The organism is Alteromonas sp. 4NH20-0104 (assembly GCF_057547795.1).
The window spans coordinates 41,837-64,403 of sequence record NZ_BAAJLP010000008.1 but is presented as its reverse complement, the minus strand read 5'-3'; the positions used below and the strand labels follow the sequence as shown (position 1 = coordinate 64,403).

The 22,567-nt window shown below is 49.7% G+C and carries 19 protein-coding genes and 6 tRNA genes; 9 read left to right on the top strand and 16 right to left on the bottom strand.

Annotated elements, in window-relative coordinates; genetic code table 11:
* Window positions 1-33: 33 nt before the first annotated feature.
* From AC27IB_RS07730 to gltX, 6 genes are all read right to left on the bottom strand, one after another.
* Window positions 34-933 (bottom strand): M14 family metallopeptidase, encoded by a 900-nt coding sequence (locus tag AC27IB_RS07730; RefSeq protein ID WP_487120071.1) that lies wholly within the window; start codon window positions 931-933, stop codon window positions 34-36.
* A gap of 417 nt (window positions 934-1,350) precedes the next feature.
* Window positions 1,351-1,426, bottom strand: a tRNA-Glu gene (locus AC27IB_RS07725).
* Window positions 1,427-1,590: 164 nt separating this feature from the next.
* Window positions 1,591-1,666 (bottom strand) — tRNA-Glu (locus tag AC27IB_RS07720).
* A gap of 195 nt (window positions 1,667-1,861) precedes the next feature.
* A tRNA-Glu gene (locus AC27IB_RS07715) sits at window positions 1,862-1,937 on the bottom strand.
* A gap of 190 nt (window positions 1,938-2,127) precedes the next feature.
* A tRNA-Ala gene (locus AC27IB_RS07710) sits at window positions 2,128-2,203 on the bottom strand.
* A 95-nt stretch (window positions 2,204-2,298) separates the two neighbouring features.
* Window positions 2,299-3,708, bottom strand: coding sequence for a glutamate--tRNA ligase (gene gltX / locus AC27IB_RS07705; RefSeq protein WP_487120069.1), 1,410 nt, complete (start codon window positions 3,706-3,708; stop codon window positions 2,299-2,301).
* Between the two features lie 259 nt (window positions 3,709-3,967).
* Here gltX and AC27IB_RS07700 point away from each other — a divergent pair.
* From AC27IB_RS07700 to AC27IB_RS07685, 4 genes are all read left to right on the top strand, one after another.
* Window positions 3,968-4,043, top strand: a tRNA-Val gene (locus AC27IB_RS07700).
* A gap of 44 nt (window positions 4,044-4,087) precedes the next feature.
* Window positions 4,088-4,163 (top strand) — tRNA-Val (locus tag AC27IB_RS07695).
* A 747-nt stretch (window positions 4,164-4,910) separates the two neighbouring features.
* Window positions 4,911-6,545, top strand: a complete 1,635-nt coding sequence (locus AC27IB_RS07690; protein WP_296053147.1) for a response regulator — start codon at window positions 4,911-4,913, stop codon at window positions 6,543-6,545.
* Window positions 6,546-6,676: 131 nt separating this feature from the next.
* Complete coding sequence (locus AC27IB_RS07685) at window positions 6,677-9,019, top strand: sensor domain-containing diguanylate cyclase (protein ID WP_487120067.1); 2,343 nt, start codon at window positions 6,677-6,679, stop codon at window positions 9,017-9,019.
* On the opposite strand, the gene AC27IB_RS07680 is transcribed toward AC27IB_RS07685, so the two are convergent.
* Both AC27IB_RS07680 and moaA read right to left on the bottom strand, forming a co-directional pair.
* Entirely contained in the window at window positions 9,009-9,557 is a 549-nt protein-coding gene (locus AC27IB_RS07680) for a GNAT family N-acetyltransferase (protein WP_487120065.1), read from the bottom strand. The two genes, AC27IB_RS07685 and AC27IB_RS07680, sit on opposite strands and share 11 nt — an antisense overlap.
* A gap of 3 nt (window positions 9,558-9,560) precedes the next feature.
* Window positions 9,561-10,526, bottom strand: coding sequence for a GTP 3',8-cyclase MoaA (moaA, locus tag AC27IB_RS07675; RefSeq protein WP_296053142.1), 966 nt, complete (start codon window positions 10,524-10,526; stop codon window positions 9,561-9,563).
* A gap of 119 nt (window positions 10,527-10,645) precedes the next feature.
* Between moaA and AC27IB_RS07670 the strand changes: the two genes are divergently transcribed.
* The 3 genes from AC27IB_RS07670 to AC27IB_RS07660 are packed head-to-tail and all read left to right on the top strand — an operon-like array spanning window position 10,646 to window position 12,991.
* Window positions 10,646-12,427: an ABCB family ABC transporter ATP-binding protein/permease gene (locus AC27IB_RS07670; protein WP_487120063.1), complete on the top strand. Its 1,782-nt coding sequence runs from the start codon at window positions 10,646-10,648 to the stop codon at window positions 12,425-12,427.
* 2 nt (window positions 12,428-12,429) lie between these two features.
* Window positions 12,430-12,657 (top strand): DUF3820 family protein, encoded by a 228-nt coding sequence (locus AC27IB_RS07665; protein ID WP_487120061.1) that lies wholly within the window; start codon window positions 12,430-12,432, stop codon window positions 12,655-12,657.
* A 4-nt stretch (window positions 12,658-12,661) separates the two neighbouring features.
* Entirely contained in the window at window positions 12,662-12,991 is a 330-nt protein-coding gene (locus tag AC27IB_RS07660) for a hypothetical protein (RefSeq protein WP_487120059.1), read from the top strand.
* A gap of 24 nt (window positions 12,992-13,015) precedes the next feature.
* Here AC27IB_RS07660 and AC27IB_RS07655 read toward each other — a convergent pair whose 3' ends face one another.
* The 4 genes from AC27IB_RS07655 to AC27IB_RS07640 are packed head-to-tail and all read right to left on the bottom strand — an operon-like array spanning window position 13,016 to window position 16,598.
* The gene (locus tag AC27IB_RS07655; RefSeq protein WP_487120057.1) at window positions 13,016-14,359 is read right to left on the bottom strand and encodes a class II 3-deoxy-7-phosphoheptulonate synthase; all 1,344 of its coding nucleotides are present in this window, start codon (window positions 14,357-14,359) and stop codon (window positions 13,016-13,018) included.
* A gap of 45 nt (window positions 14,360-14,404) precedes the next feature.
* Window positions 14,405-15,169: an ATP-binding cassette domain-containing protein gene (locus tag AC27IB_RS07650; RefSeq protein ID WP_487120055.1), complete on the bottom strand. Its 765-nt coding sequence runs from the start codon at window positions 15,167-15,169 to the stop codon at window positions 14,405-14,407.
* Window positions 15,166-16,134 (bottom strand): FecCD family ABC transporter permease, encoded by a 969-nt coding sequence (locus AC27IB_RS07645; protein WP_296053529.1) that lies wholly within the window; start codon window positions 16,132-16,134, stop codon window positions 15,166-15,168. The genes AC27IB_RS07650 and AC27IB_RS07645 overlap by 4 nt, the downstream gene beginning before the upstream one ends.
* Window positions 16,134-16,598, bottom strand: coding sequence for a low molecular weight protein-tyrosine-phosphatase (locus AC27IB_RS07640; RefSeq protein ID WP_487120053.1), 465 nt, complete (start codon window positions 16,596-16,598; stop codon window positions 16,134-16,136). Before AC27IB_RS07640 ends, AC27IB_RS07645 begins: the two co-directional genes overlap by 1 nt.
* A gap of 153 nt (window positions 16,599-16,751) precedes the next feature.
* On the opposite strand from AC27IB_RS07640, the gene pepE reads away from it, so the two are divergent.
* Window positions 16,752-17,465 (top strand): dipeptidase PepE, encoded by a 714-nt coding sequence (gene pepE / locus AC27IB_RS07635; RefSeq protein WP_487120051.1) that lies wholly within the window; start codon window positions 16,752-16,754, stop codon window positions 17,463-17,465.
* On the opposite strand, the gene bioD is transcribed toward pepE, so the two are convergent.
* Genes bioD through bioB form a run of 4 tightly spaced genes read right to left on the bottom strand, consistent with a single transcriptional unit; the run spans window position 17,458 to window position 21,176 of the window.
* On the bottom strand, window positions 17,458-18,123 hold the full coding sequence (gene bioD, locus AC27IB_RS07630) for a dethiobiotin synthase (protein ID WP_487120049.1): 666 nt from the start codon (window positions 18,121-18,123) through the stop codon (window positions 17,458-17,460). The two genes, pepE and bioD, sit on opposite strands and share 8 nt — an antisense overlap.
* On the bottom strand, window positions 18,120-18,920 hold the full coding sequence (locus tag AC27IB_RS07625; protein WP_487120047.1) for a methyltransferase domain-containing protein: 801 nt from the start codon (window positions 18,918-18,920) through the stop codon (window positions 18,120-18,122). Before AC27IB_RS07625 ends, bioD begins: the two co-directional genes overlap by 4 nt.
* The gene (locus AC27IB_RS07620) at window positions 18,907-20,082 is read right to left on the bottom strand and encodes an aminotransferase class I/II-fold pyridoxal phosphate-dependent enzyme (protein WP_487120045.1); all 1,176 of its coding nucleotides are present in this window, start codon (window positions 20,080-20,082) and stop codon (window positions 18,907-18,909) included. Before AC27IB_RS07620 ends, AC27IB_RS07625 begins: the two co-directional genes overlap by 14 nt.
* Window positions 20,082-21,176, bottom strand: coding sequence for a biotin synthase BioB (bioB, locus tag AC27IB_RS07615; RefSeq protein ID WP_487120043.1), 1,095 nt, complete (start codon window positions 21,174-21,176; stop codon window positions 20,082-20,084). The genes AC27IB_RS07620 and bioB overlap by 1 nt, the downstream gene beginning before the upstream one ends.
* Window positions 21,177-21,214: 38 nt before the next feature.
* On the opposite strand from bioB, the gene bioA reads away from it, so the two are divergent.
* A complete protein-coding gene (bioA, locus tag AC27IB_RS07610; protein ID WP_487120041.1) occupies window positions 21,215-22,552 on the top strand; it encodes an adenosylmethionine--8-amino-7-oxononanoate transaminase in 1,338 nt (445 codons plus the stop codon).
* The last annotated feature ends 15 nt before the right edge of the window (window positions 22,553-22,567 follow it).

The window sequence follows — 22,567 nt, the reverse complement described above, 5'->3', positions numbered from 1 at the left end:
CATCCAGACATCGATAATCGACCATTTATCGCATTACTTCAGTAAATGCTGTAAAGCGCCCTCTACAGCCGCAACCTGAGCACGATTACAAATTTCCGGAGTAGCTGACGGGCTGTCCGGATACACCTCCGTTGTAGAACAATAGGTAGCATTATTAAATCCGCCGCATAAGAAGAGCTTTCTCTTGTCATAGCAGATTACGCCTTCAGAAGGCACCTCCGCGCCGATAATCAGGCCGTTTTCATCCGTTGGGGCAATATGGGTAACTTTTTTAACCTCGTTGTTAATCGCTTGCTGCAGTGGCAGATGAGGCGCTTTGGCATCGGCCACCAGATAAAAGCCGTCGGGGATTTCCCAGGCTTTTTGCTCAATAGCATCACGGGCCGCTAATGCCGGGCGAAACTCGCTGTTATCCGTATCGGTGGTTTCATGAAGATCGATATGCAGTAAAAATTCCTGCGGCATTGCGCCAATAAAGTCCATGAGTAGTTTTGACTCTGGCGCTGGCGAGTCGGGATAAAAAGAGCGATTCGGATCGATAGCCAGCGGATCCCAACGGTTAATGGTTTCATAACCCCAAGGGCTCACGCAGGGAACCACTATCAGATTGATTTTATCGGTATACGCCTGACTGTATTCCCGCGCAAATAACAAAGCGCCCTGCACGCCACTGGTTTCATAACCGTGTACACCGCCAGTTACCAGTACCCAGGGGGCTTCTGCTATTGGCTGCCTGGGTAACAATGCATAAAGTGGGTAGCGTGACTCATCATAGGGCAAGGCACCGTACTGAATAACAGAAAAATAATCCGGCATGGCGTCTAATTGACTTAATACTTCATCGGCGTAACTACGCTTAACTGATTGCGCCGCGAGCCATTGTTTTTTTTCTTCTTCTCCCCAGGGCTTACCTGGTGTGCCGATAGGATACATTGATCACCTTATTGCTAGTAAATTTACAGGTGAATTGTAGCATGATTGCAGAGTGGATGAAGTGACGGCCAATTGCACAGTAACCAGAACACGCATAACTGTCTTAGCCTGTTATATAAAGCTTAACAGAATGAGTAAGGGCTTCTCATCCCGAAGAGCAGGCATAAAAAACCAGCCGGTTGGCTGGTTTTTTAATATGGCGTTCCGAGCGGACTAGCCCTAGGGGATTACAGAGTGCTGTCCTGCACTCTGCCCTTCGGGCCGCGCTAAAGCGCGTTCTGCCATGTTCCAGACATGGCAGTCGAACCCCAAATGAAAAAACTCCGGAAGTACTTATGAGTTAGCAGGTTGAATAAGGACTTCTCATCCCAAAGAGCACGCATAAAAAAACCAGCCGATTGGCTGGTTTTTTTAATATGGCGTCCCCTAGGGGATTCGAACCCCTGTTACCGCCGTGAAAGGGCGGTGTCCTAGGCCTCTAGACGAAGGGGACAGAAATTTGTTAGTGAAGCGTTGCTTCACTAAATTTCTGTAAGGCGAGGTAAGCTCTGCGTAACCGAGCGACCTTATAATCATTCCTCACAGAATATTTCGGTCCTGAAAGCATTTCAGCTTCCGGCCTATCCACAGTATTAATCGACTGTGACACGATATAGATGGCGTCCCCTAGGGGATTCGAACCCCTGTTACCGCCGTGAAAGGGCGGTGTCCTAGGCCTCTAGACGAAGGGGACTGAAAATCTGTTTCCGAAAGCACTGCTTTCGGGATTTTCAGTAAGGCGAATTTTGCTCTGCAAAATGAGCGACCTTAGCCTTACTGATTTTCAAGTCCTGAAGAAGCTGGAGTGTAACTCACGAATTACCAAACTAATAATTCTCAACTTACTTCGGCCTATCCACAGTATTAATCGACTGTGACGCGATATAGATGGCGTCCCCTAGGGGATTCGAACCCCTGTTACCGCCGTGAAAGGGCGGTGTCCTAGGCCTCTAGACGAAGGGGACTGAAAATCTGTTTCCGAAAGCGCTGCTTTCGGGATTTTCAGTAAGGCCAGTTTTGCTCTGCAAAATGAGCGACCTTAGCCTTACTGATTTTCAAGTCCTGAAGAAGCTGGAGTGTAACTCACGAATTACTAAGCTAATAATTCTCAACTTACTTCGGCCTATTCCACGATATACATCATGAAAAGAAATTTGGTGGAGCCAGGCGGGATCGAACCGCCGACCTCTTGCATGCCATGCAAGCGCTCTCCCAGCTGAGCTATGGCCCCAAATTGTGTTACGGATGTCGTTGACTTTGTCAGTGACTGTTCCGTGACAGCGGGGCGCATTCTAGATAGCACGCCCCATCATGTCAACGCTTTTTTTAGGAATTTTCTCTGTTTGCTATAAAAGTGAGCGCCTTGTTTATTCTCTCAACAATTTTGTCCTGAGATAACAAATTCAGGGTCACATCCAGCGACGGAGAATTACCGCTGCCAGTAGCCGCTACGCGCAATGGCATACCCACTTTCCCCATGCCTACACCTAATTCTTCAGCCGTATCGTTAATGGCAGCCTGAATGGTTTGTGGATTCCAGTCATTAATGCCTGCCAGCTTTTGCTGAACCAGAACCAGCGCTTCTTTCGCTACCGGGCGAAGGTGTTTTTTTGCCGCATTGGCATCAAACTCTTCATAATCCTGGTAGAAATAAGCGCTGATTTGCGCCAGCTCTTTTAATGTTTTTACCCGGTCGGCCTGAATAGCTATTACATCAGTCAATGCCGGGCCGTTTTCCAACGAAATACCCTGCTGCTCAAAATGCCAGATGGCATGACTGGCGACTTCTTCGGCAGGCAACGATTTAATGTAGTGTTGGTTCAACCACACCAGTTTCTCAGTATTAAATGCAGAGGCCGACTGACCAATCGCATCGAGGCTAAATAAGTCGATCATTTCCTGTTCGGAAAAAATCTCCTGATCGCCGTGCGCCCACCCCAGGCGAACCAGATAATTCTTAACCGCCTGCGGTAGATAACCGTCATCACGATATTGCATTACGCTTACCGCGCCATGACGCTTCGACAGTTTCTTACCGTCGTCACCCAGAATCATCGACACGTGAGCATATTCAGGTACCGGGGCACCCAAAGCTTTTAAAATATTAATCTGTCTTGGGGTGTTATTAATGTGGTCTTCGCCACGCACCACGTGAGAGATCCCCATATCCCAGTCATCCACAACCACGCAGAAGTTGTAGGTTGGCGTACCATCAGAGCGCTGAATAATAAGGTCATCAAGTTCAGTATTGCTGATTTCGATTCGGCCACGCACGTGATCTTCAAATACTACACTGCCTTCCAGCGGGTTTTTGAAACGAATAACGTAAGGCTGGCCTTCAGGGTGATCGGTACGATCGCGCCAAGTCCCCGGATAACGGGGTTTTTCGCCATTTTCTTTTTGTTGCTCACGAATGGCATCAAGCTCTTCTGCCGGCATAAAGCATTTATACGCTTTACCCTCATCCAGCATGCTCTGGATAATGGTTTTATAACGATCGAACCGTTCAGTTTGGTAATAAGGTCCCTTATCCCAGGTCAGACCCAGCCATTCCATGCCATCCAGAATGGCTTGTTTGGCTTCATCGGTTGAACGCTCTATATCTGTATCTTCTATTCGTAATACAAACTCGCCGCCCTGACTTTTCGCATAGAGCCAGGAATATAATGCGGTGCGAGCACCACCGACGTGAAGATAACCCGTTGGACTGGGTGCAAATCTGGTAACAACCGACATGAATAATCTCTTTTGTTAAACGTGTTTTTCAAAGTGGGCGCATTTTACCAGCCATTGGGCTGTGCCACAAAGCAGCAGTGTTATTTTTATTGTTTCAGGCCAGAATTGTTCGGAAAATCATCGTAAACAGGCCTTTTCGTTTACTTATTCGCCAAACGAACATTGGCAGGATATTTTTTTAATTTTTATTGTTGACAGTCGCGCTTTGCTCTCTATAATACGCCACCACTTGCTTAGCACAGCAAGTAACAAAGAAAGCGGACGCTTAGCTCAGTTGGGAGAGCATCGCCCTTACAAGGCGAGGGTCACTGGTTCAAGTCCAGTAGCGTCCACCATTTCTTCAGAAGATGGCCAACTTTTTCTTTGTAGCAAACAATATGGACGCTTAGCTCAGTTGGGAGAGCATCGCCCTTACAAGGCGAGGGTCACTGGTTCAAGTCCAGTAGCGTCCACCATCTCTATTCTCAAGTTCCAGTATATAATCAAACCAAAATAGTTTCAGTGCCGTTCACTGGTTCAACACCTTCGTTGCGAGTCACAGCAGACGTCCACCATCTCTATTCTCAAGCTCTAGTATATAATCAAACCAAAATAGTTTTAGTGCCGTTCACTGGTTCAACACCTTCGTTGCGAGTCACAGCAGACGTCCACCATCTCTATTATCAAGTTCCAGTATATAATCAAACCAAAATAGTTTTAGTGCCGTTCACTGGTTCAACACCTTCGTTGCGAGCCACAGCAGACGTCCACCATCTCTATTATCAAGTTCCAGTATATAATCAAACTAAAATAGTTTTAGTGCCGTTCACTGGTTCAACAACTTCGTTGCGAGCCACAGCAGACGTCCACCATCTCTATTCTCAAGTTCCAGTATATAATCAAACCAAAATAGTTTTAGTGCCGTTCACTGGTTCAACAACTTCGTTGCGAGTCACAGCAGACGTCCACCATCTCTATTCTCAAGTTCCAGTATATAATCAAACCAAAATAGTTTTAATTCCGTTCACTGGTTCAACATCTGCGCTGAAGTCACAGCAGTTATCTGATATCTCCCCTGGCCCTTTTTAATAATTCACCGTCTAAAAATTTGCGCCCCAACGCTAATGCTTGTTTTTCGTGACAGTGATCAGTATTCGGGTTTTAATAAGATTTTTTAGCAAGTTGCCGATAAAGCATTCAGAAGCCAAACGGATATAGCGGTAATGAATTTAAAGTTAGCCAGACAGACTCGTGTATTAGTCATTGATGATCAGGTCTTAGCCAAAGGCTATCTGAAATACTCACTGGAAGAGCTTGGCTTTCAGAATATTGAATATGCCGACCGGGTAAGCACGGCACTCACCTATATTCGCCGTAACCATTACGACCTGATCGTCTGTTCTTATGATCTGAAAAACGAACAGGATGGTTATTTTCTCTATGACCAGCTAAAAGAACATAATGAACTGCCGCCAAGCACCGCATTTGTCTTTATCAGTGCCGATACCACCGCAGACATTGTTCACAGCATTGTGGAGCTGCAGCCCGACGACTTTCTCGCCAAACCGTTTACCGTCAGAGAATTGGATCGCCGGTTAGGCCGTTTGCTCACCCGCAAACAAGTGCTAAAACCGGTTTATCACTTCATTGAGCAAGGTTCACTGGATAAAGCGCTGCTGGAACTGGAAAACTTTTTAACCGAGCCACGTAACTCCGAGTTTTTCCCGCTGGCATTAAAATTAAAAGGCGAGCTGTTGTTAGCCTGTGGTCATTACGATGAAGCCAGAGAGTTTTATCAGGCCATTATTAACGTGCAGAATTTTACCTGGGCGCAATTAGGCCTTATTCGCAGTTTTATCTCGCTGGATTTGGATGAGGAAGCCGAAAAACTGGTTATCGAGTTGGCACTAAAGCAAGACTCGATGATAGCAGCTTATGACCTCCTTGCTGCACTGCAGATTAAACACAAAGAGTTTGAAGATGCGCTTGAAAGTGTTGAGGTGGCCAGCGAAATTTCACCGCGGAATATTCACCGCCACACCAAGGCTCTTGATTTATCGAGACTGACTCACGACTACGAGTCACAGTTTGAAGCAGCCAAGAAAATCGTCAGGATTGCCAAAAATTCGATTCATGACAAACCGGAAATTTACCTCAACGTGGCCCGCGCTGGCATCGACTTCGCCATGACCGCCGATGAGGAGCATACAAAGCGCTTAATCAAACAATCAACCGAGTATTTAAAACAGCTTAAAAGCAACTTTCCCAAAGCCGATATTGATGATCAGCTGAAAGTTATCGATGCCCGGTTATTGTACCTGGAAGACGAAGTGGATAACGCCAAGGCCCTGCTCGATCAATTAAGTGACGATGCCTGGGAAACCGAAAGCATTGAGGGTTTACTCGATAAAGCGAAGGCTTTCCATGAGGTGGGTTTTCAGGAACACGCACTGAACATACTCGACCTCATTGAGCGCCGCTGCAATAATGATCCCGCCCAAAGCAACCTGTTCTTACAATATGTGCAGCAGGAAAAAACCGAGAAGGCCGAAATAAAACTCAGCCCCAAAGAACTTAACAACAGTGCGGTCAATCAGTATCAGCGTGGAGACCTCGAAAAAGCACTGCAAACGTTCCGTCAGGCCTTTACCATCATGCCCAAGAACCCTTCTATTGCCCTGAACTTGTTGCAGGCAGCAGCCATCAACCTGAGAGAAACCAACAACGACGCAGCAAATGACTCTTTAAGCGCGCAGTTAATTCATAACTGTTTGAAAGCCATTGAATCTGGCAAGCTTACTGAAGAACAGGAGCAACGCTACCAACGCGTCAAAAAGGTTTTAAAAGACCTGACCTAATCTGCATACCCCGCTTTCCATGCGGCTTATGACCACATTTTTTGTCTGTTATTTTGCGGTTTTGCCCATTTGAGACTATTTATTAAAGATAAATAGTTATTTGGTTTCACTCTAAGCAACACAAAGCTCACATGAAAATAAAGGCATTAATTGAGAAATATCGCCTGCGTGACGATGAATACGATGGGATCCTGGATCAGTTTATTCACTCAATAGCTGAAATGTTTGATATGCCCATAGCATTCTTAGCGGTAGTGGAAGATAACACCCAGTGGTTTAAAGCGAAGTTTGGTATCGAAGCAACAGAAATTCCCCTGAGCGGTTCAATTTGTAAACTGGTAAAAGAAACCAACAATGTCCTCTACATTGAAGACACCCTCAACGATGAGCGATCCAGAGATAAGCTGTGTGTCACAAGTGCCCCCTTCATTCGCTTTTATGCCGGTGTGCCATTTCAGTTGCAAAACATCACGGTGGGTTCAGTTTGCCTGATGGATACCCGACCACGGGTATTAAGATCCCATGATATCGAGCTGTTAACCAAATTCAGCAGGCATTTGGCGCAATGCATTGAGTTAATTTATGCCAATTTACGCACGGAAGACGAGCACCAGTTGTTAAACAACTCACCGGCGGCCCTCATCAGATGGCAAGCCAGACCGGCAGTGTCCACCTCTTACCTGTCACAAAACTTCAGTAAGTTGTTACGTGTTGAAATTCCTGAAGATGTCTCGCTCTTTCAGCTCGAAAGCTACATTTATCCCGAAGATCTCGATGATTTCATGTTCTCTATGCGCAACCACCAGCAGGGTGCCACTTTTTGTGAATGTGATTTCCGGGTGGTGAATAAAGGCCACTCACCGGTGTGGTACAAATTGGTATCCCGCGGTATTTTTGATCAAGGGCAACTGGTGGCGGTACAGGGACTCCTGCTCAATAATGCCGAGCAGAAATACCTTGAGCAGCGCATTATGGAAACCAACGAGCGCATGCGTTTAATCCTCGAGGCCTCAGGCCTTGGCACTTCTGACTGGGATCTGCAAAACGATAATATGCGAGTCAACAACCGCATGTGTGACATCGTAGGTATGCACCCGGACAGCGTTGACACCAGTATGATGTTTTGGGCGCAATTAGTTCACCCGGCAGATAAAGAACGACTGCGCGATGCCATTGTAGACAGCCTGATCAACCCACAAACCCCGCTCGACATTGAATACCGGCTGCAGTCGGCAACTGGCAGCTACCGCTGGGTGGAGACCTATGGCAAGGTGGTGACCCGTGATAAGAACGGCCGGGCTGAACGCTTTGCCATGACCCATCGTGATATCACCGAGAAAAAGCTGTCTGATCTCGAAGCCGAAAACCAGCGCCGTCTGTTAGGGTTTATCAATCATGCGCAAAACCTGTTTGTTGCCCAAAAAGATTTGCAGTTAGCCTGTGAACAAATTTTTCCGGAACTCATCGACCTGGCCGAAAGTGAGTATGGGTTTATTGGTAAGGTCCACTATGAGGACAATAATCCTTGCTTACACATTTACGCAATTTCCGATGTCAGTTGGAGTGAGGAAACCAAAAAGCAATACGAGTTATTTAAACAAGGTAAATTAAGGTTCACTAACCTGAATAACCTGTTTGGCCACGTGATTACATCCAACTCACCGGTGATTGCTAATGCGCCCCGCAATCACCTTGCCTCAAAAGGCACTCCGAAAGGTCATCCGGTACTTCACCGTTTCCTGGGACTGCCCATTAAGCAGGCAGGCGAAACGGTTGGCGTCATAGGGCTAGCCAATAAGGCCGAGGATTACTCTCAGAGCGACGTTAATTTTCTGACCCCCCTTACCGATACGCTGGCCAACCTGTTCAGAGCGGTTGAAGTCGAACAGGCCCGCTATGAAGCTGAACAACGCCTCGAGTACCTGGCCTCTACCGATGCCCTCACCGGTCTGATGAACAGACGCGCCTACTTTAACCGCATTCAGTCTTTGACCGACCGTGAAAAAGCCAGCCTTTGTATTTGTATCATCGATATTGATAACTTTAAGAAGCTCAATGACAGCTACGGTCACCCGGTAGGAGATAGTGTACTAAAAGAGGTAGCCCACACGTTGGAGTATTCGGTAAGGAGCTCTGATTTGGTGGCTCGCTTAGGCGGAGAAGAATTTGGCTTATATCTCGACTCCGGCGAAGAATCGCAATGCAGCCAAATCCTCGATGAGTTATTAGCCAGCATCAGAGCCATAAAAATAGAAACGGATAAAGGTGTGCTGGAGAATATTTCTATTAGCGTGGGGGCCACTATCGTATGCCGTAGCACCCAGTCTGCCACGACCTTTTTTGATCTGGCCATGAAAGAAGCCGACGACGCCCTTTACGAAGCCAAACGCCAGGGCAAAGATCGCTATTACTGGTATCACCAGATGTTAGCCGATCCACAGCACAGCGAGCAGCAGGTATCCGTTACTCATTAGCGGGGCCGGTACTGTAAACTACAACATCATCGTCAAAAATGGCATCAGTGTAGCGTTCTGTGCGCTGATACTGCATACCAAGCTTTTTCATAATATTGATGGATCCCTGATTGTCGGCCAGAGCAATAGCCGAAAACTGTCGGCATCCAGCCTGTCGCAAGGCGTTAACTACCGCCCGGGCAGCCTCCGTGGCGTACCCTTTACCCCAGCATTGACGACAGAATCGCCAGCCAAGTTCCAAATTATCCGGCTGCGGATTACCGGTAAAAAACCCTAACGGGCGCACCAGAATCCAGCCAATCGCTTCGCTACAATCATTGTTCAGACTGGCCTGCCATAAGCCCCAGCCTTTTTGTTCGTTATTGAAAGATTCAATACGGGGAATAAACACCTCATCCACTTCCTGCCGGGTTGTTTTTCGACCACCGGTCAGAAAGCGCATAACCTCTTCGTCCTGATCGAGCTCGAACAGGAAATCCCTGTCCTGCGCCGTAATACGCCGATAGGTTAAGCGTTCAGAAGGATTAACCCTGAGCATTGGTTAGCCCCCCAGCATGGAAAGGTTTTTGGTGATACCGGTTATCCCTTCCTGGAGATAATGGGAGACTTTCTTATCGGCCAGACTGGCGCCCACAAAATCTTTTACCGCCTGTACGTTACCCGATTGCAATGACTCGCGTAAATCGAGCCCCTGCTCACTGAATAAACACAAATGTAATTTACCCAGTGCCGTAATACGCAGACGATTACAACTGTTACAGAAATCACTGCTGTAGGGCATAATAAATCCAATGCGCCCGACATAATCCGGGTGCGCCAGTTCAATGGCAGGTCCGGCATCCTTACCACGGGGAAGCGGCTGCCAACCCTGAGCTTTCAGAGCAGCTAAGTGTGGTTCGGCGCTGACATGATGAGACTTAAAAAAGGTTTTATGCTGACCGGTTTCCATGAGTTCAATGAAACGCACTGTGACCGGCATATCTTTAAGCCAGGCCGTAAAATCCCGCAGTTGCGAGTCCGCCCAAGGACGCAGTAACACGGCATTGACTTTGACGTTCATTCCCTCAACCAACGCAGATTCCACACCGTCCAGTACCGCGTTGAGTTTGTCCTGACCGCTCAGGAGCGCAAATTGTGCCGGTTCAAGGCTGTCGAGACTGATGTTAACCTGCTTAAGTCCGGCCTGAGCCAACGGCGTGGCCAAGGATGCAAGTTTGCCCGCATGTGTGGTCATCGCCACTTTGCTGATCCCTTCAGTTTGGGCACAACTGGCCACCACGTCGACAATATCCCGTCGTAACGTCGGCTCACCACCGGTGATGCGTATTTTCGAGGTCCCCATTTGCGCAAAAGCATTTACCAGGGTGTCAATTTCATTTAGGCTCAGAAACTGCTGAGCCTCGCCCTGATATCCGTCGGGCAGGCAATATTGACAACGAAAGTTGCATACATCAGTAATAGACAAGCGCAGATAATAAAATCGGCGACCAAATGAATCTTGTAACAAATCAATGCCTTTTGGGTTAATGTCAGCAAATAGCCGTGCACATTGTGCCAATGCCTCATTCTACCTTATGTCAGGCCACAACATAACCATTGTTATTTTAAGGGTATAAAAGAGAATACATGCGCCCACATCGACAACCGGTTGATCCCAACACACCTATGCAATGGCAGGTTTTTCGGCAATTATGGCCCTACCTGCTGGAATTTAAGCAGCGCGTTATTCTCGCCCTGTTGTGCCTTGTGGCGGCCAAACTGGCCAGCATTGGGCTGCCTTTTATTCTTAAACATATCGTAGACAGTCTCAATGACGACACCATTAAAGCCCTTGCGGTGCCACTCTCTCTGGTGTTCGCTTACGGCGTGTTACGGCTGTTGAATGTCTTACTGGGCGAAGTGCGCGATACCTTGTTTGGCCGGGTTACCGAGCGGGCCATGCGCCGGCTGGGCCTGCAGGTATTTCAACACCTGCACCGCCTGGATCTCGGCTTCCATCTGTCCAGACAAACCGGAGGTTTGACGCGAGATATCGAGCGCGGCACCAGTGGCATTAGCTTCCTGATGCGCTTTATGGTGTTTAACATAGGCCCTACCCTGCTGGAAATAGCGCTGGTAGTAGGCGTTTTACTTACCCAGTACGGTGTATCTTTTGCGCTGATAATCCTGTGTTCGGTGATTGCTTATGTGTGGTTTTCAATGAAAGCCACCGACTGGCGCACCGAATACGTACGCCAGGTTAATCAGGCCGACTCAAGCACCAATACGCGTGCCATCGACAGCCTGTTAAACTACGAAACCGTTAAGTATTTTAATAACGAAAAATACGAAGCCAACCTGTACGACACTAATCTGGCCCAGTGGGAATCCGCACGGCGTAAAAATCGCTTATCCTTGTTTGCGCTGAATGGCGGGCAGGCCTTTATTATCGCCACCGCCATGACCAGTATGTTGCTGCTGGCAGCCCTGGAAGTCAGCGAGGGCAATATGACCATTGGTGATTTCGTTTTGGTCAACGCATTTACCATGCAAATATTTATGCCTCTGAACTTTCTGGGCTTTGTGTACCGGGAAATTCGCGGCTCTCTGGCCAATATTGAAAATTTATTCAAGTTGCTGGATCGGGCACCGCTGGTAGACGATAGTCAGAATGCCCAAGCGTTAATTACCCAAGAAGGGCGCATTGAATTTCAGCAGGTCGGCTTTGCTTATCATGCCGAGCGGCAAATTCTCAATCAGGTCTCATTTACCGTTGAGCCAGGCAGTAAAGTGGCCGTAGTGGGTGAAAGTGGTGCAGGCAAGTCGACCCTGGTGAAGTTACTGTTTCGTTTCTATGATCCGACCGCCGGCAGTATTACCATTGATGGACAAAACATTGCTGAAGTCACCCAGCACAGCTTGCGCCAGCATATTGGGATAGTCCCCCAGGACACCGTTTTATTTAACGACTCTATCTTTGAAAATATCCGTTACGGACGGCCTGATGCCAGCGAAGAAGAGGTCAATGAAGCCATTCGACTGGCCCATTTGGATCAGTTTATCAGTCATTTGCCCGAAGGTGCCCAAACCACAGTGGGTGAACGCGGACTGAAACTGTCTGGCGGTGAGAAACAACGGGTTGCCATTGCCCGGGCGATATTAAAGCGTCCGGCAATTATGGTATTTGACGAAGCCACCTCGTCACTGGACAGTCAGTCAGAACAAGCCATATTGCGGGCGTTACGTGAAGTGGCCCAGGGTCATACCAGCCTGGTGATAGCCCACCGGTTGTCCACTATCGTGGATGCCGATAACATTCTGGTAATGCACCAGGGGCAGATCATCGAACAAGGCAATCATGTCACCCTCCTCAGCCAACAAGGTGTTTATGCCGGTCTCTGGCAGGCTCAGCAAAAACAGGCAAATTAATTATGACAGCGTCAATGCAGGACCCGGCCGCCCTCAAACAGGCTATTAATCAGAAGATGCCCTTTGGCAAATATGCCGGGCGCAAGCTTATCCAGTTACCAGAGCCTTATCTGGTGTGGTTTAACAAACAAGGCTTTCCGGCCGGTAAGCTGGGCGAGCAACTGGCACTCATGTACGAAATAAAGCTTAACGGCATGGAAGGTATGTTAACGCCGTTAATTGACGACTAACACCATGGTTTATCATCAAAAGAAGTATCAGCAACAGGAAGCTGACAGGCGCAGCCTGTGTTTACATGACTGTATTGCCCGCAAAGTACTGGCAGAGCCAGCTCGGTTGAACCAGGCAACCGCTACGCTACAACAACGCTATGAGCAACAATTACTGAGTTACGGCGCTTATCTTAACTGGCAGGCCATTCTCGCGCAGGCAGATAACCCAGAGGCGTTTATCAGGGCGATGACCGCAACCGATAAAACCACCACGGCGCTGCGCCGTAAAACCATCTTCAGCGGCGTACTGAACGAAAAAGAGCGCAGCGATTGTCTCGCTGCGCTCTTATAATTAGCCTGTTCAGCTCACAACAGATTACTTACTGCGTAAGTGATCCGCTACCAGAAACGCCATTTCCAGTACCTGATCAGCATTTAAACGCGGATCACACTGAGTTTTATACGCTTCTTTAAGATCTTCATCACTGATCTGATAAGCGCCACCGGTACATTCGGTAACATGCTGACCGGTCATCTCCAGGTGAATACCGCCGGCGTAAGTGCCCTCGGCTTCATGGGCCTGGAAAAACTGCTTAATCTCGCTCAGGATGGCATCAAAGTTACGGGTTTTGTAGCCACTTGACGCTGAGAAAGTATTACCGTGCATGGGGTCCGAGCTCCACACTACGTTGCGGCCTTCTGCTTTCACCCGGCGTAACAGGCGTGGCAAATTCGCTTCCAGCTTGTCCGCGCCCATACGAGTGATTAGGGTTAATCTGCCCGGATCGTTATTCGGGTTCAGTGCGTCAATCAGGCGGATGAGTTCATCCTCTTCCATTGACGGACCTACTTTCACCCCAACCGGGTTGTTAATGCCGCGGAAAAACTCAATGTGAGCATGATCAAGCTGACGGGTGCGTTCACCAATCCACACCATATGCGCAGAACAGTCATAAGGCTTGCCTGTCAGCGTATCAATACGCGTCAGGGATTGCTCATAATTGAGTAACAAGGCTTCATGGGAAGTAAACAGAGACGTTTCGTGTAACGACGGCGTATTGGTAGCGTTAAGCCCAATAACATCCATAAACTCCAGCGTATCCTGAATACGACGGGACAGGTCCAGATACTTATCTTTTTGCGGGTTATTTTCCAGAAACGCCATGTTCCAACGGTTAACTTCATGCAAATCGGCAAGTCCGCCCTGGGCGAAAGCGCGCAGCAGGTTTAACGTGGCAGAACTGCGATGATAAGCCTCAACCAGACGTTGTGGATCCGGCCGGCGGGCTGCTTCGGTAAATTCGAAGCTATTGATAATATCACCACGATAGCTGGGCAGTGTTACACCATTAATGGTTTCAAGGTCTGACGAGCGAGGTTTGGCATACTGCCCCGCCATACGAGCCACTTTGGTCACCGGGCATCGACCGGCGAAGGTCAGTACAATGGCCATTTGCAACAGCACTTTAAAGGTATCGCGGATCTTAGGTGCATTAAACTCGCTAAACGATTCCGCACAGTCACCGCCTTGCAGTAAGAACCCTTTACCTTCGCAAACCTGACCAAGCTGGCGTCGCAGCTCTCGGGCTTCAGCGGCAAACACTAAAGGAGGATACGAACTCAGGGTCTCCTCGACCTTCGCCAGTTCAGCTTTATCCTCGTATTCTGGCTGTTGCAAAATCGGTTTTGCACGCCAGCTATCTGGTTGCCAGTTATTCACTTAGCACCTCTTTCAAATGGGAGATTTCAGAAAACGACTAATCTTTTAAAAACCAGTTACATGACGTACGGGAATAAAATGCCGCTGCTCGTCCTTAAACAGGCATTCAAACTGACAATCAAAGGTTAGCCACAGGTTAGACAGGTTGAGTACATCTCTGGTAGGTCCGTATGCAAGCATTTGCCCTGCCTTTGCTAACAATACCGTATCGGCAAAGGTATTAGCAATATTGATATCATGGCAGCTCATAATTATTTGGTTTCCGACCTTCGCCAGCGCACTAAGCCAATGCATCAACACCGTCTGATGACGTATATCCACACCTTGCAGTGGCTCGTCGAGCACTATAATAGCATTACCGGATTTAATAGCTGGCCACACCTGTAGCAGCGCACGGCTAATCATGATCCGCTGTAACTCTCCCCCGGACATCCGGGTAATGGGTTTATCCAGCAAGTCGGCAATGTCCAGTTTACGGATCAGCTCACCGGGGATATCAGTACTCTGAGAAGGACTTAAAAATTGCAGGCATTCGCGACCCGTCAGCTCAAACTGAATGCTGTGCTGTTGCGCCACGAAACACCGGTGCACCGACAGTACCGCCAGCGGCGAGGTAAACACATCGGTCTGCCCCCAGTATACCTGCCCTTGCTCAGGTTCTACCAAACCGGCCAGCACCAGCAGCAACGAAGACTTCCCGGCCCCATTGGACCCCAACAGACAGGTAATGCCAGGCTGCATTATGGTAACCGATATATTACTCAGGCGCTGGTCCAGGCACACGTTATCGAGCCTAATTGACTGGCTCATTTAAACTGCCCCTTGAGCAAGGCATAAAGCAGCAGCGGGCCCCCCAGTGATGCAGTCAGCATGGATACCGGCAAGGTAGCATAGGGCAACAAGTCCGAGAACAACGCCACCAGCAGTAACATGACCCCACCACACAATGCGCTGGCCGGTAACACCACCCGGTTATCAAACCCCATCAGCAATCTGACGTAATGAGGCACTAATAAGCCCAAAAATGCGATGGAACCGGCAATGGCCACTGCAGCGCCCACCGCCAGCGCGCAGGCAATAAGAACGACCTTGCTCTCATGGGCAGGGTCAATTCCCGCACTGCGCGCCGTCAGCTCGCCGTTATACAGATAATTGAGGGTCTTGCCTTTGGCGATAATAAGGAAGCAGCTTGCCAGTATCAGCGGCGCACTCCACAGCAGGATCCAACCATCCGCCTGATGCAGGCTGCCCATGACCCAGAAAGTAAGATTACGCATCGACTGCGCATCGGCAAACAAATAGAGCCAGCCCATTACCGCGCTGGTTAGCGTAGTAATGGCAATACCGGCCAGGATCACCGCAGTATTCAGGCCCCGCAGACGAGCCGAGAGCCGATAGATAATCGCGGTCGACATCAACGCTCCGGCAAAACACGCCAGCGGCATACTGTAATGCAGGGTACTTACCATCCATTCGGGCATCAGGATCAGCACTAGCGCCGCCATCAGGCTCGCTCCACTGGCAATACCAATAATACCGGGGTCGGCCAGCGGATTGCGCAAAACCACCTGCAGAGCCGCCCCACTGACACACAAAGCGGCGCCAACAACCGTGGCGGTAACTGCCAGCGGCAGCTGTAAATTTAGCAGAATGTACCAGCGGGTTTCGGCGGTGGTATCAGCCTGCCACCAGACGCTGGCAAGCAATGCCGAAAAACACAGCAGTAATACCACACCCAGGGCACCAACAGTCCATTTGGAGGCGGGGGCCAACATTACCCCTTGAGCGCCTTAATAATACCGTCGGAGGCTTCTTCAATTAGACTCAGCACCAGCTCAAAGCCTTTCTTACCCCCATAGTAGGGGTCGGGCACTTCTTCGTTTTCGTAACCGGCAAAATCCAGCATCAGGCGAATTTTATGGTGGTGCTCCGGCTCGCTCATTTCACGCAGGTTATCCAGATTGCTCTGGTCCATGGCCAGAATCAGGTCGAAGGTTTCAAAGTCGGTATCGCTTACGCGGCGGCACTTGAGGCCTTTGAAGCTGTAACCGCGTTCTTTTCCGGCCGCTTGGGAACGCTTATCCGGCGCACTGCCAATGTGGTATCCATGCGTACCAGCCGAGTCAATGGTCAGCTTGAGTCCGGCAGCATCAGCTTTGTGTCTGAACACCGCTTCGGCTGTCGGCGAGCGGCAAATATTGCCAAGACAGACAAATAAAACAGCTTTGGGTGATGTCATGGTAATTCCTATCTTTACGTCAGTATTTTGAGCCTGCGAGTACCCGGCCTCCTGGCAATGCGACTTACCCCACCGGTTCGAGCGTGGTATTGTACTTATCATTCGCGTTTAACACTATGCTAAAACCCACGAAAAAAACAAAGAGAAAGTTGAATGCCGACAGAAAACAATGCACACGTGCTAATGCTATCCAGTTCCCGCATGGGCGATGAAGCGTATCTGGAACACGCCCGCGAAATGATTTTCGAGCACCTCGGTGACGAGAAAGACGTGCTGTTTATTCCGTTTGCCGGGGTGACCCTGGAATGGGATGACTACGTCGAAAAGGTCCGCCAGGCACTCCCTGAACTGACCATTACGGGCATTCACACCTGTGATGCGCCGGCAGATGCCGTTTCATCCGCCCGGGCCATACTGGTAGGTGGCGGTAATACGTTTAACTTACTCAATGAGCTGTACAAGCAGTCTTTGCTTGAGCCTTTACAGCGAAAAGTTAGCCAGGGGTTGCCCTACATAGGCTGGAGCGCAGGCAGTAATATTTGCGGTAACAGCATTCGCACTACAAACGATATGCCAATCGTTGAACCGCCCTCCTTCGCCGCGCTGAATTTTTTAAGTTGTCAGTTGAACCCACACTACACGGACTATCAGCCGCCAGGACACAATGGCGAAACCCGGGATGACCGTTTATTTGAATTCACCCGACTCAGCCCTGAAACGCCGGTGCTGGCCATCCGAGAAGGCACCGCCCTGCAATACAGCAAAGGTCGGCTGACGTTACTGGGTGAACTGGAAGGCTTTTGCTTCAGCGGCAACGATAAAACACCTATTGCTCCGGGCCAGGATCTGACCCACTATCTCAGTTAAATATCTCAGCGAGTGCGGCAAGGTCTGGCGTAAGCTGATAAGGAATTGTCGCCAGTCGCGGTGCCGGCATCAACTGCTCGAGCGTCGCCAGGTTTTCGTTCAGACAGGGCATTTCGGGGGCCAGGATATTAGCTATCCAGCCTTTAATATTCAGGCCATCAGCCTTAATCGCTTCAGCCGTTAGCAAAGCATGATTTAAACAGCCAAGCCGCATTCCGACCACCAGAATAACCTCCAGTTGAAGGTCCTTAACCACATCGCTTAAAAAGCGGTCGTTGCTAAGCGGTAATCGCCAGCCTCCCGCCCCTTCCATCAGTAACACATCGGCCTGCCTGTCCAGCAGATGTTGATAGCCAGCTTTAATGACTGCTTCACTGATTGGCGTATTAACCAGCCTGGCCGCGATATGCGGTGCAATAGCGGGTTCCAGTGCAATAGGGTTAACTTCTTCAAGCGTCACAGACACGTTCGATGCCGCCATTAATGCCAGCGCATCTTCATTTTGCCATTGCCCGTCCTGCCATTCACAGCCAGCTGCCACCGGCTTGTAACCAACAACACGTTTATCTGCCAGAGCGGCCGCTTTAAGTAACATCGCACTCACGTAGGTTTTGCCCACTTCAGTATCGGTACCGGTGACAAAAAGTGCCTGGGTCACAGTGCTTTCTCCAGTGTCAGGTGCAATACGCTATAGGTATTGGTTAACAGGCCCTGCCCGCTGCGCGGCATCACTGACTCGAGCTGCTTTAAATGCCTGCGGGTCAGCCCTTGTCGATGTGAGCTCAGGTTTCCACTCCCGGCCCCCACGTCTTTAATCGAGCGCAGTAGCTCAAGCAATCCGGCAAACTGATCGGTATAGCCGGTCAGATCGTGGGCCTTGCAGATCAGGCCGGACTGGCTAACCGCAGTGAGCCAGTCACTGGCAGTAAACAGGTCATTAATGTGCAGCTTAACCCCGGTCTGTCTGCTAGCTTCGCGCAATTCAGCAAATGAGCCGTCTACCATTATGGCCAGCTCAACGCGTCCGCCGCCGTTTAGCACGCGGTGAACCTCAGCGAGCGGCGCCTGTGGTCGGCGGCACCACTGCAAGGCCATAGTGGACACTATCAGATCAAAGGTTTCAGCCTGCCAGGGCAACTGTTCAGCGTCACCCTGTATAAAATGTAATCCCGGATAATTTTGTCGGGCCTGACTCACCATGCCTGCAGCTAAATCGAGCCCGGTTGTTTCGCCGCCTAACCGGCTAAGCTGATAGGTATGACGGCCGGTGCCACAACCAATATCCAATGCTTTAGCCACGGTTACAGAAGATACGCGCGCCAGCGTGGCGCTGGCTATTTCGGCCTGGATATTGGCAACCCGGTCATACTGACTGGCGGCTACGCTAAAACGCCTGGCTATGTCGTCTTTCTGAGTGGCCTGCGTCGGGTTTAACAGCGGTTCAATCAGGGCCATGCTGTAACTCCTGGCGGACCAGATTGAGCCCGTCGATTAAGGCATCAATGTCCTGAGTAGTCTGCACTGCGCTTAAAGTAACCCGCAGGCGGTCAGAGCCTTTAGGCACTGTTGGATGGCGCATGGCCGGCACCCAGAGTCCTCGCCTGGCCAGTGCCGCTGAATAGTGTTTGGCCAGTTCAGGCTCACCCACGATCAGTGGCTGTATTGCACTGTTTGAATCAAGTAGCTGCAAACCTTCCTGTGAGGCACGTTGTTTAAAGTAAGCAATATTATTGTGCAACTGCTCCCGCTGAGAGCCGGTTGTTACGCAGTTTAACGCGTAAATAGTGGCAACCGCCTGCGCCGGCGGAAAGGCCGTGGAATATATATAGTGGCGCGCATAGTTAACCAGATAATCTATCAGGCTGTGGCTGCCCGCCACAAAAGCACCCGCCGTGCCTACCGCTTTGCCAAAGGTGCCCATCACAATCTGGCAATCTGTTTGCTTCAGGCCAAAGCTTTCAACTGAGCCTAATCCGGTTTCACCGGTTACCCCAAACGCATGCGCATCATCGAGCATCAGCCAGCTGGCTGACGCTTTGGCTTTGCTGACCAGCGCGTTTACGTCAGGACTGTCACCGTCCATACTGAACACCCCTTCAGAGGCAATCAGGCAATTGTCTGAGCGAGTTTTGGTCAGCACAGTGTCGAGGTGGGCCATGTCATTGTGAGCAAAGCGGCGCAGATTTCCCTGACTGGCCTGAGCGCCTTCAATAAAAGAGGCATGCATAAATTTATCTGCAATGATATCGCCGGAAGCAGAAAACAATGCCTGACAAATCGCCTGATTGGCAGCAAAGCCTGAATTAAACAACAGCACCGCGTCATATCCGAGCGCATCCGCCAGCATCAGTTCCAGCTCGCGATGTGCCACGCTGTATCCGGTAACCAGTGGCGATGCCCCACTGCCGGCACCAAATTGAGCCAGCCCTTCAACCCAGGCTTGTAATACTCCCTGGTCGTGACGTAATCCCAAATAGTCATTGCTGCCAAAATTGAGATAATGCTCACCGTTAACCGCGATAACGCCATCGCGTTCATAGTCCACGGGGCTACGCTGACGGTAATATCCCTGCTGTTGACGCTCGCTCAACTGCGCATCAATAAAATCAAAGGCCATTATGCAGACTCAGTTTGGCCTTTTTCAGTGGCATCATAAAACAGTTCAGACTGAGGCGTATTGTGCTCCTCGATAGCTTCTTCCAGCGCCAGCTGATGCGCTTCGTCGGAATACTCACGGGTACGCTCAGAGTTAATCCCCAGTTTTTTAAACAGCACCACATCTTCATGAGTATCAGGGTTTGAGGTGGTAAGCAGTTTACAACCGTAGAATATAGAGTTAGCACCGGCCATAAAACACAGGGCCTGCATTTGTTCATTCATTTGTTCACGACCGGCAGACAATCGAACGTGAGACTGAGGCATCATAATCCGCGCTACCGCAATGGTTCGAATAAAGTCGAAGGGCTCCATATCGTCCAGTTTATCTAATGGCGTGCCGTCCACCTTTACCAGCATATTAATCGGCACACTTTGCGGCTGTTCTGGCAGATTGGCCAGTTGAATAAGCAATGAAGCACGGTCAGCCAGGGTTTCACCCATCCCGACAATGCCACCAGAGCAAACGTTCATTCCGACTTCCCGCACATTTTGCAGGGTATCGAGACGATCCTGGTAGGTTCGGGTGGTGATAATGTCGCCATAAAACTCCGGCGACGTATCAAGATTATGGTTATAGTAATCCAGGCCTGCCTGCTTAAGTGCTACCGCCTGATCACGAGTTAACATGCCGAGTGTCATACAGGTTTCAAGGCCCATCGCTTTTACTTCTGCCACCATTTGTGTCAGATACGGCATATCGCGTTCTTTGGGGTTACGCCACGCAGCTCCCATACAAAAACGGGTTGAACCGGTTTGTTTGGCTTCTTTCGCGCGTTCAATAACTTTTTCGATTTCAAGCAGGCGTTCTTTTTCAAGACCGGTATCATAACGGGCACTTTGAGGGCAGTATTTACAATCCTCAGGACAAGCACCGGTTTTAATCGATAACAGTGTGCTCACCTGCACCTGATTAGGGTCAAAGTGCTGACGATGAACAACCTGGGCTTTGAATAATAAATCGTTGAACGGCATGGCATATAATGCCTCAACTTCTGCCCGGCTCCAGTCATGTCGAACAACCGCTTCAGTGCTATTATGTTGTGATGCCTGCATGGCCTTTCCTTTACTCTTTGTGTCTGGTCGCTTAGTCTATGCAGCAGCAAAAACTTGTCAACCAAATTAACCTTTTAAGCTTTACTACTGTGCATGATTTAACCAATAAAGAATTTGACCAGCAACATATCTGGCATCCTTATACTTCCGCCATCGATCCGTTGCCTTGTTTTGAGGTCAGTGGCGCCAGCGGCGCAGAAATTACCCTCGCATCCGGTGAAGTCCTCGTCGACGGCATGTCCAGTTGGTGGGCCGCTATTCATGGCTACAATCACCCAGCATTAAACGCCGCCGCGCACCACCAGATTGATCAATTCAGCCATGTGATGTTTGGCGGCCTGACTCACGAGCCAGCCGTTAGTCTGTGCCGACAACTATTGTCTATGGCCCCGGCAGGTCTTGAGCGGGTATTTCTGGCAGATTCCGGATCAGTCTCGGTAGAAGTGGCCATCAAAATGGCTGTGCAGTACTGGGCGTGTCAGGGCAGACCGGAAAAATCCCGCCTGATCGCCCCCCGTAATGGTTATCATGGCGATACCTTCGCCGCCATGTCAGTCTGTGATCCGGTCAACGGCATGCACAGTCTGTTCACCAATACGCTCACCAAACATGTGTTTGCTCCGGCACCGCAAACCCGGTTTGGCCAGGCCTTCAGCGAAGATGATATTTTGCCACTTGAAGAGCTCTTCGCGCGTCACCATGAGGAACTGGCAGCCCTGATCCTCGAACCGGTAGTTCAGGGCGCAGGCGGTATGCGTTTTTATCACCCCGAATATTTACGACGTTGTCGCCAGCTTTGTGATACTTACGATGTACTGTTGATTTGTGATGAAATTGCCACCGGTTTTGGCCGTACCGGTACGTTGTTTGGCTGCGATCACGCCCAAATCAGCCCCGATATCATGTGTGTAGGAAAGGCCCTGACCGGTGGCTATATGACTCTGGCTGCTACCCTTTGTACAGAAGATGTGGCACGCGGTGTTTGCGAAGGTAGTCCAGGCGTGTTTATGCACGGTCCTACGTTTATGGGTAACCCACTGGCCTGCGCGGTCGCCGGAGCCAGTTTGTCACTGATTAATCAGGGGGGCTGGCAGGGCCAGGTCCAGGCTATCGAAACACAACTAACAACAGAGCTATCCCGCTGCAATGAACTTGCCTGCGTGGAGGATGTCAGAGTATTAGGTGCCATCGGCGTGGTAGAGACCAGACACCCGGTAGATATGAAACGTTTACAGCCTTTGTTTGTAAAATCCGGCGTATGGATCCGTCCGTTCGGCAAACTCGTTTATATTATGCCACCCTACGTTATTTCATCTGAGCAGCTTAGCCGCCTGAGTGATGCCATTTATCACTGCCTGAGCACAACTTACGGATAAAGCATTGAGGAGCCG

Bases quoted from the DNA above. Each gene is read 5' to 3' on its own strand.
- AC27IB_RS07680 (WP_487120065.1), bottom strand. From the start codon at position 9,557: ATGCTCAGGGTTAATCCTTCTGAACGCTTAACCTATCGGCGTATTACG.
- pepE (WP_487120051.1), top strand. From the start codon at position 16,752: ATGCCGACAGAAAACAATGCACACGTGCTAATGCTATCCAGTTCCCGC.
- AC27IB_RS07645 (WP_296053529.1), bottom strand. From the start codon at position 16,134: ATGTTGGCCCCCGCCTCCAAATGGACTGTTGGTGCCCTGGGTGTGGTA.
- AC27IB_RS07620 (WP_487120045.1), bottom strand. From the start codon at position 20,082: ATGGCCTTTGATTTTATTGATGCGCAGTTGAGCGAGCGTCAACAGCAG.
- AC27IB_RS07670 (WP_487120063.1), top strand. From the start codon at position 10,646: ATGCGCCCACATCGACAACCGGTTGATCCCAACACACCTATGCAATGG.
- AC27IB_RS07625 (WP_487120047.1), bottom strand. From the start codon at position 18,920: ATGGCCCTGATTGAACCGCTGTTAAACCCGACGCAGGCCACTCAGAAA.
- gltX (WP_487120069.1), bottom strand. From the start codon at position 3,708: ATGTCGGTTGTTACCAGATTTGCACCCAGTCCAACGGGTTATCTTCAC.
- AC27IB_RS07640 (WP_487120053.1), bottom strand. From the start codon at position 16,598: ATGACATCACCCAAAGCTGTTTTATTTGTCTGTCTTGGCAATATTTGC.
- bioB (WP_487120043.1), bottom strand. From the start codon at position 21,176: ATGCAGGCATCACAACATAATAGCACTGAAGCGGTTGTTCGACATGAC.
- AC27IB_RS07730 (WP_487120071.1), bottom strand. From the start codon at position 933: ATGTATCCTATCGGCACACCAGGTAAGCCCTGGGGAGAAGAAGAAAAA.
- bioA (WP_487120041.1), top strand. From the start codon at position 21,215: ATGCAGCAGCAAAAACTTGTCAACCAAATTAACCTTTTAAGCTTTACT.
- AC27IB_RS07660 (WP_487120059.1), top strand. From the start codon at position 12,662: ATGGTTTATCATCAAAAGAAGTATCAGCAACAGGAAGCTGACAGGCGC.
- AC27IB_RS07665 (WP_487120061.1), top strand. From the start codon at position 12,430: ATGACAGCGTCAATGCAGGACCCGGCCGCCCTCAAACAGGCTATTAAT.
- AC27IB_RS07650 (WP_487120055.1), bottom strand. From the start codon at position 15,169: ATGAGCCAGTCAATTAGGCTCGATAACGTGTGCCTGGACCAGCGCCTG.
- AC27IB_RS07685 (WP_487120067.1), top strand. From the start codon at position 6,677: ATGAAAATAAAGGCATTAATTGAGAAATATCGCCTGCGTGACGATGAA.
- AC27IB_RS07690 (WP_296053147.1), top strand. From the start codon at position 4,911: ATGAATTTAAAGTTAGCCAGACAGACTCGTGTATTAGTCATTGATGAT.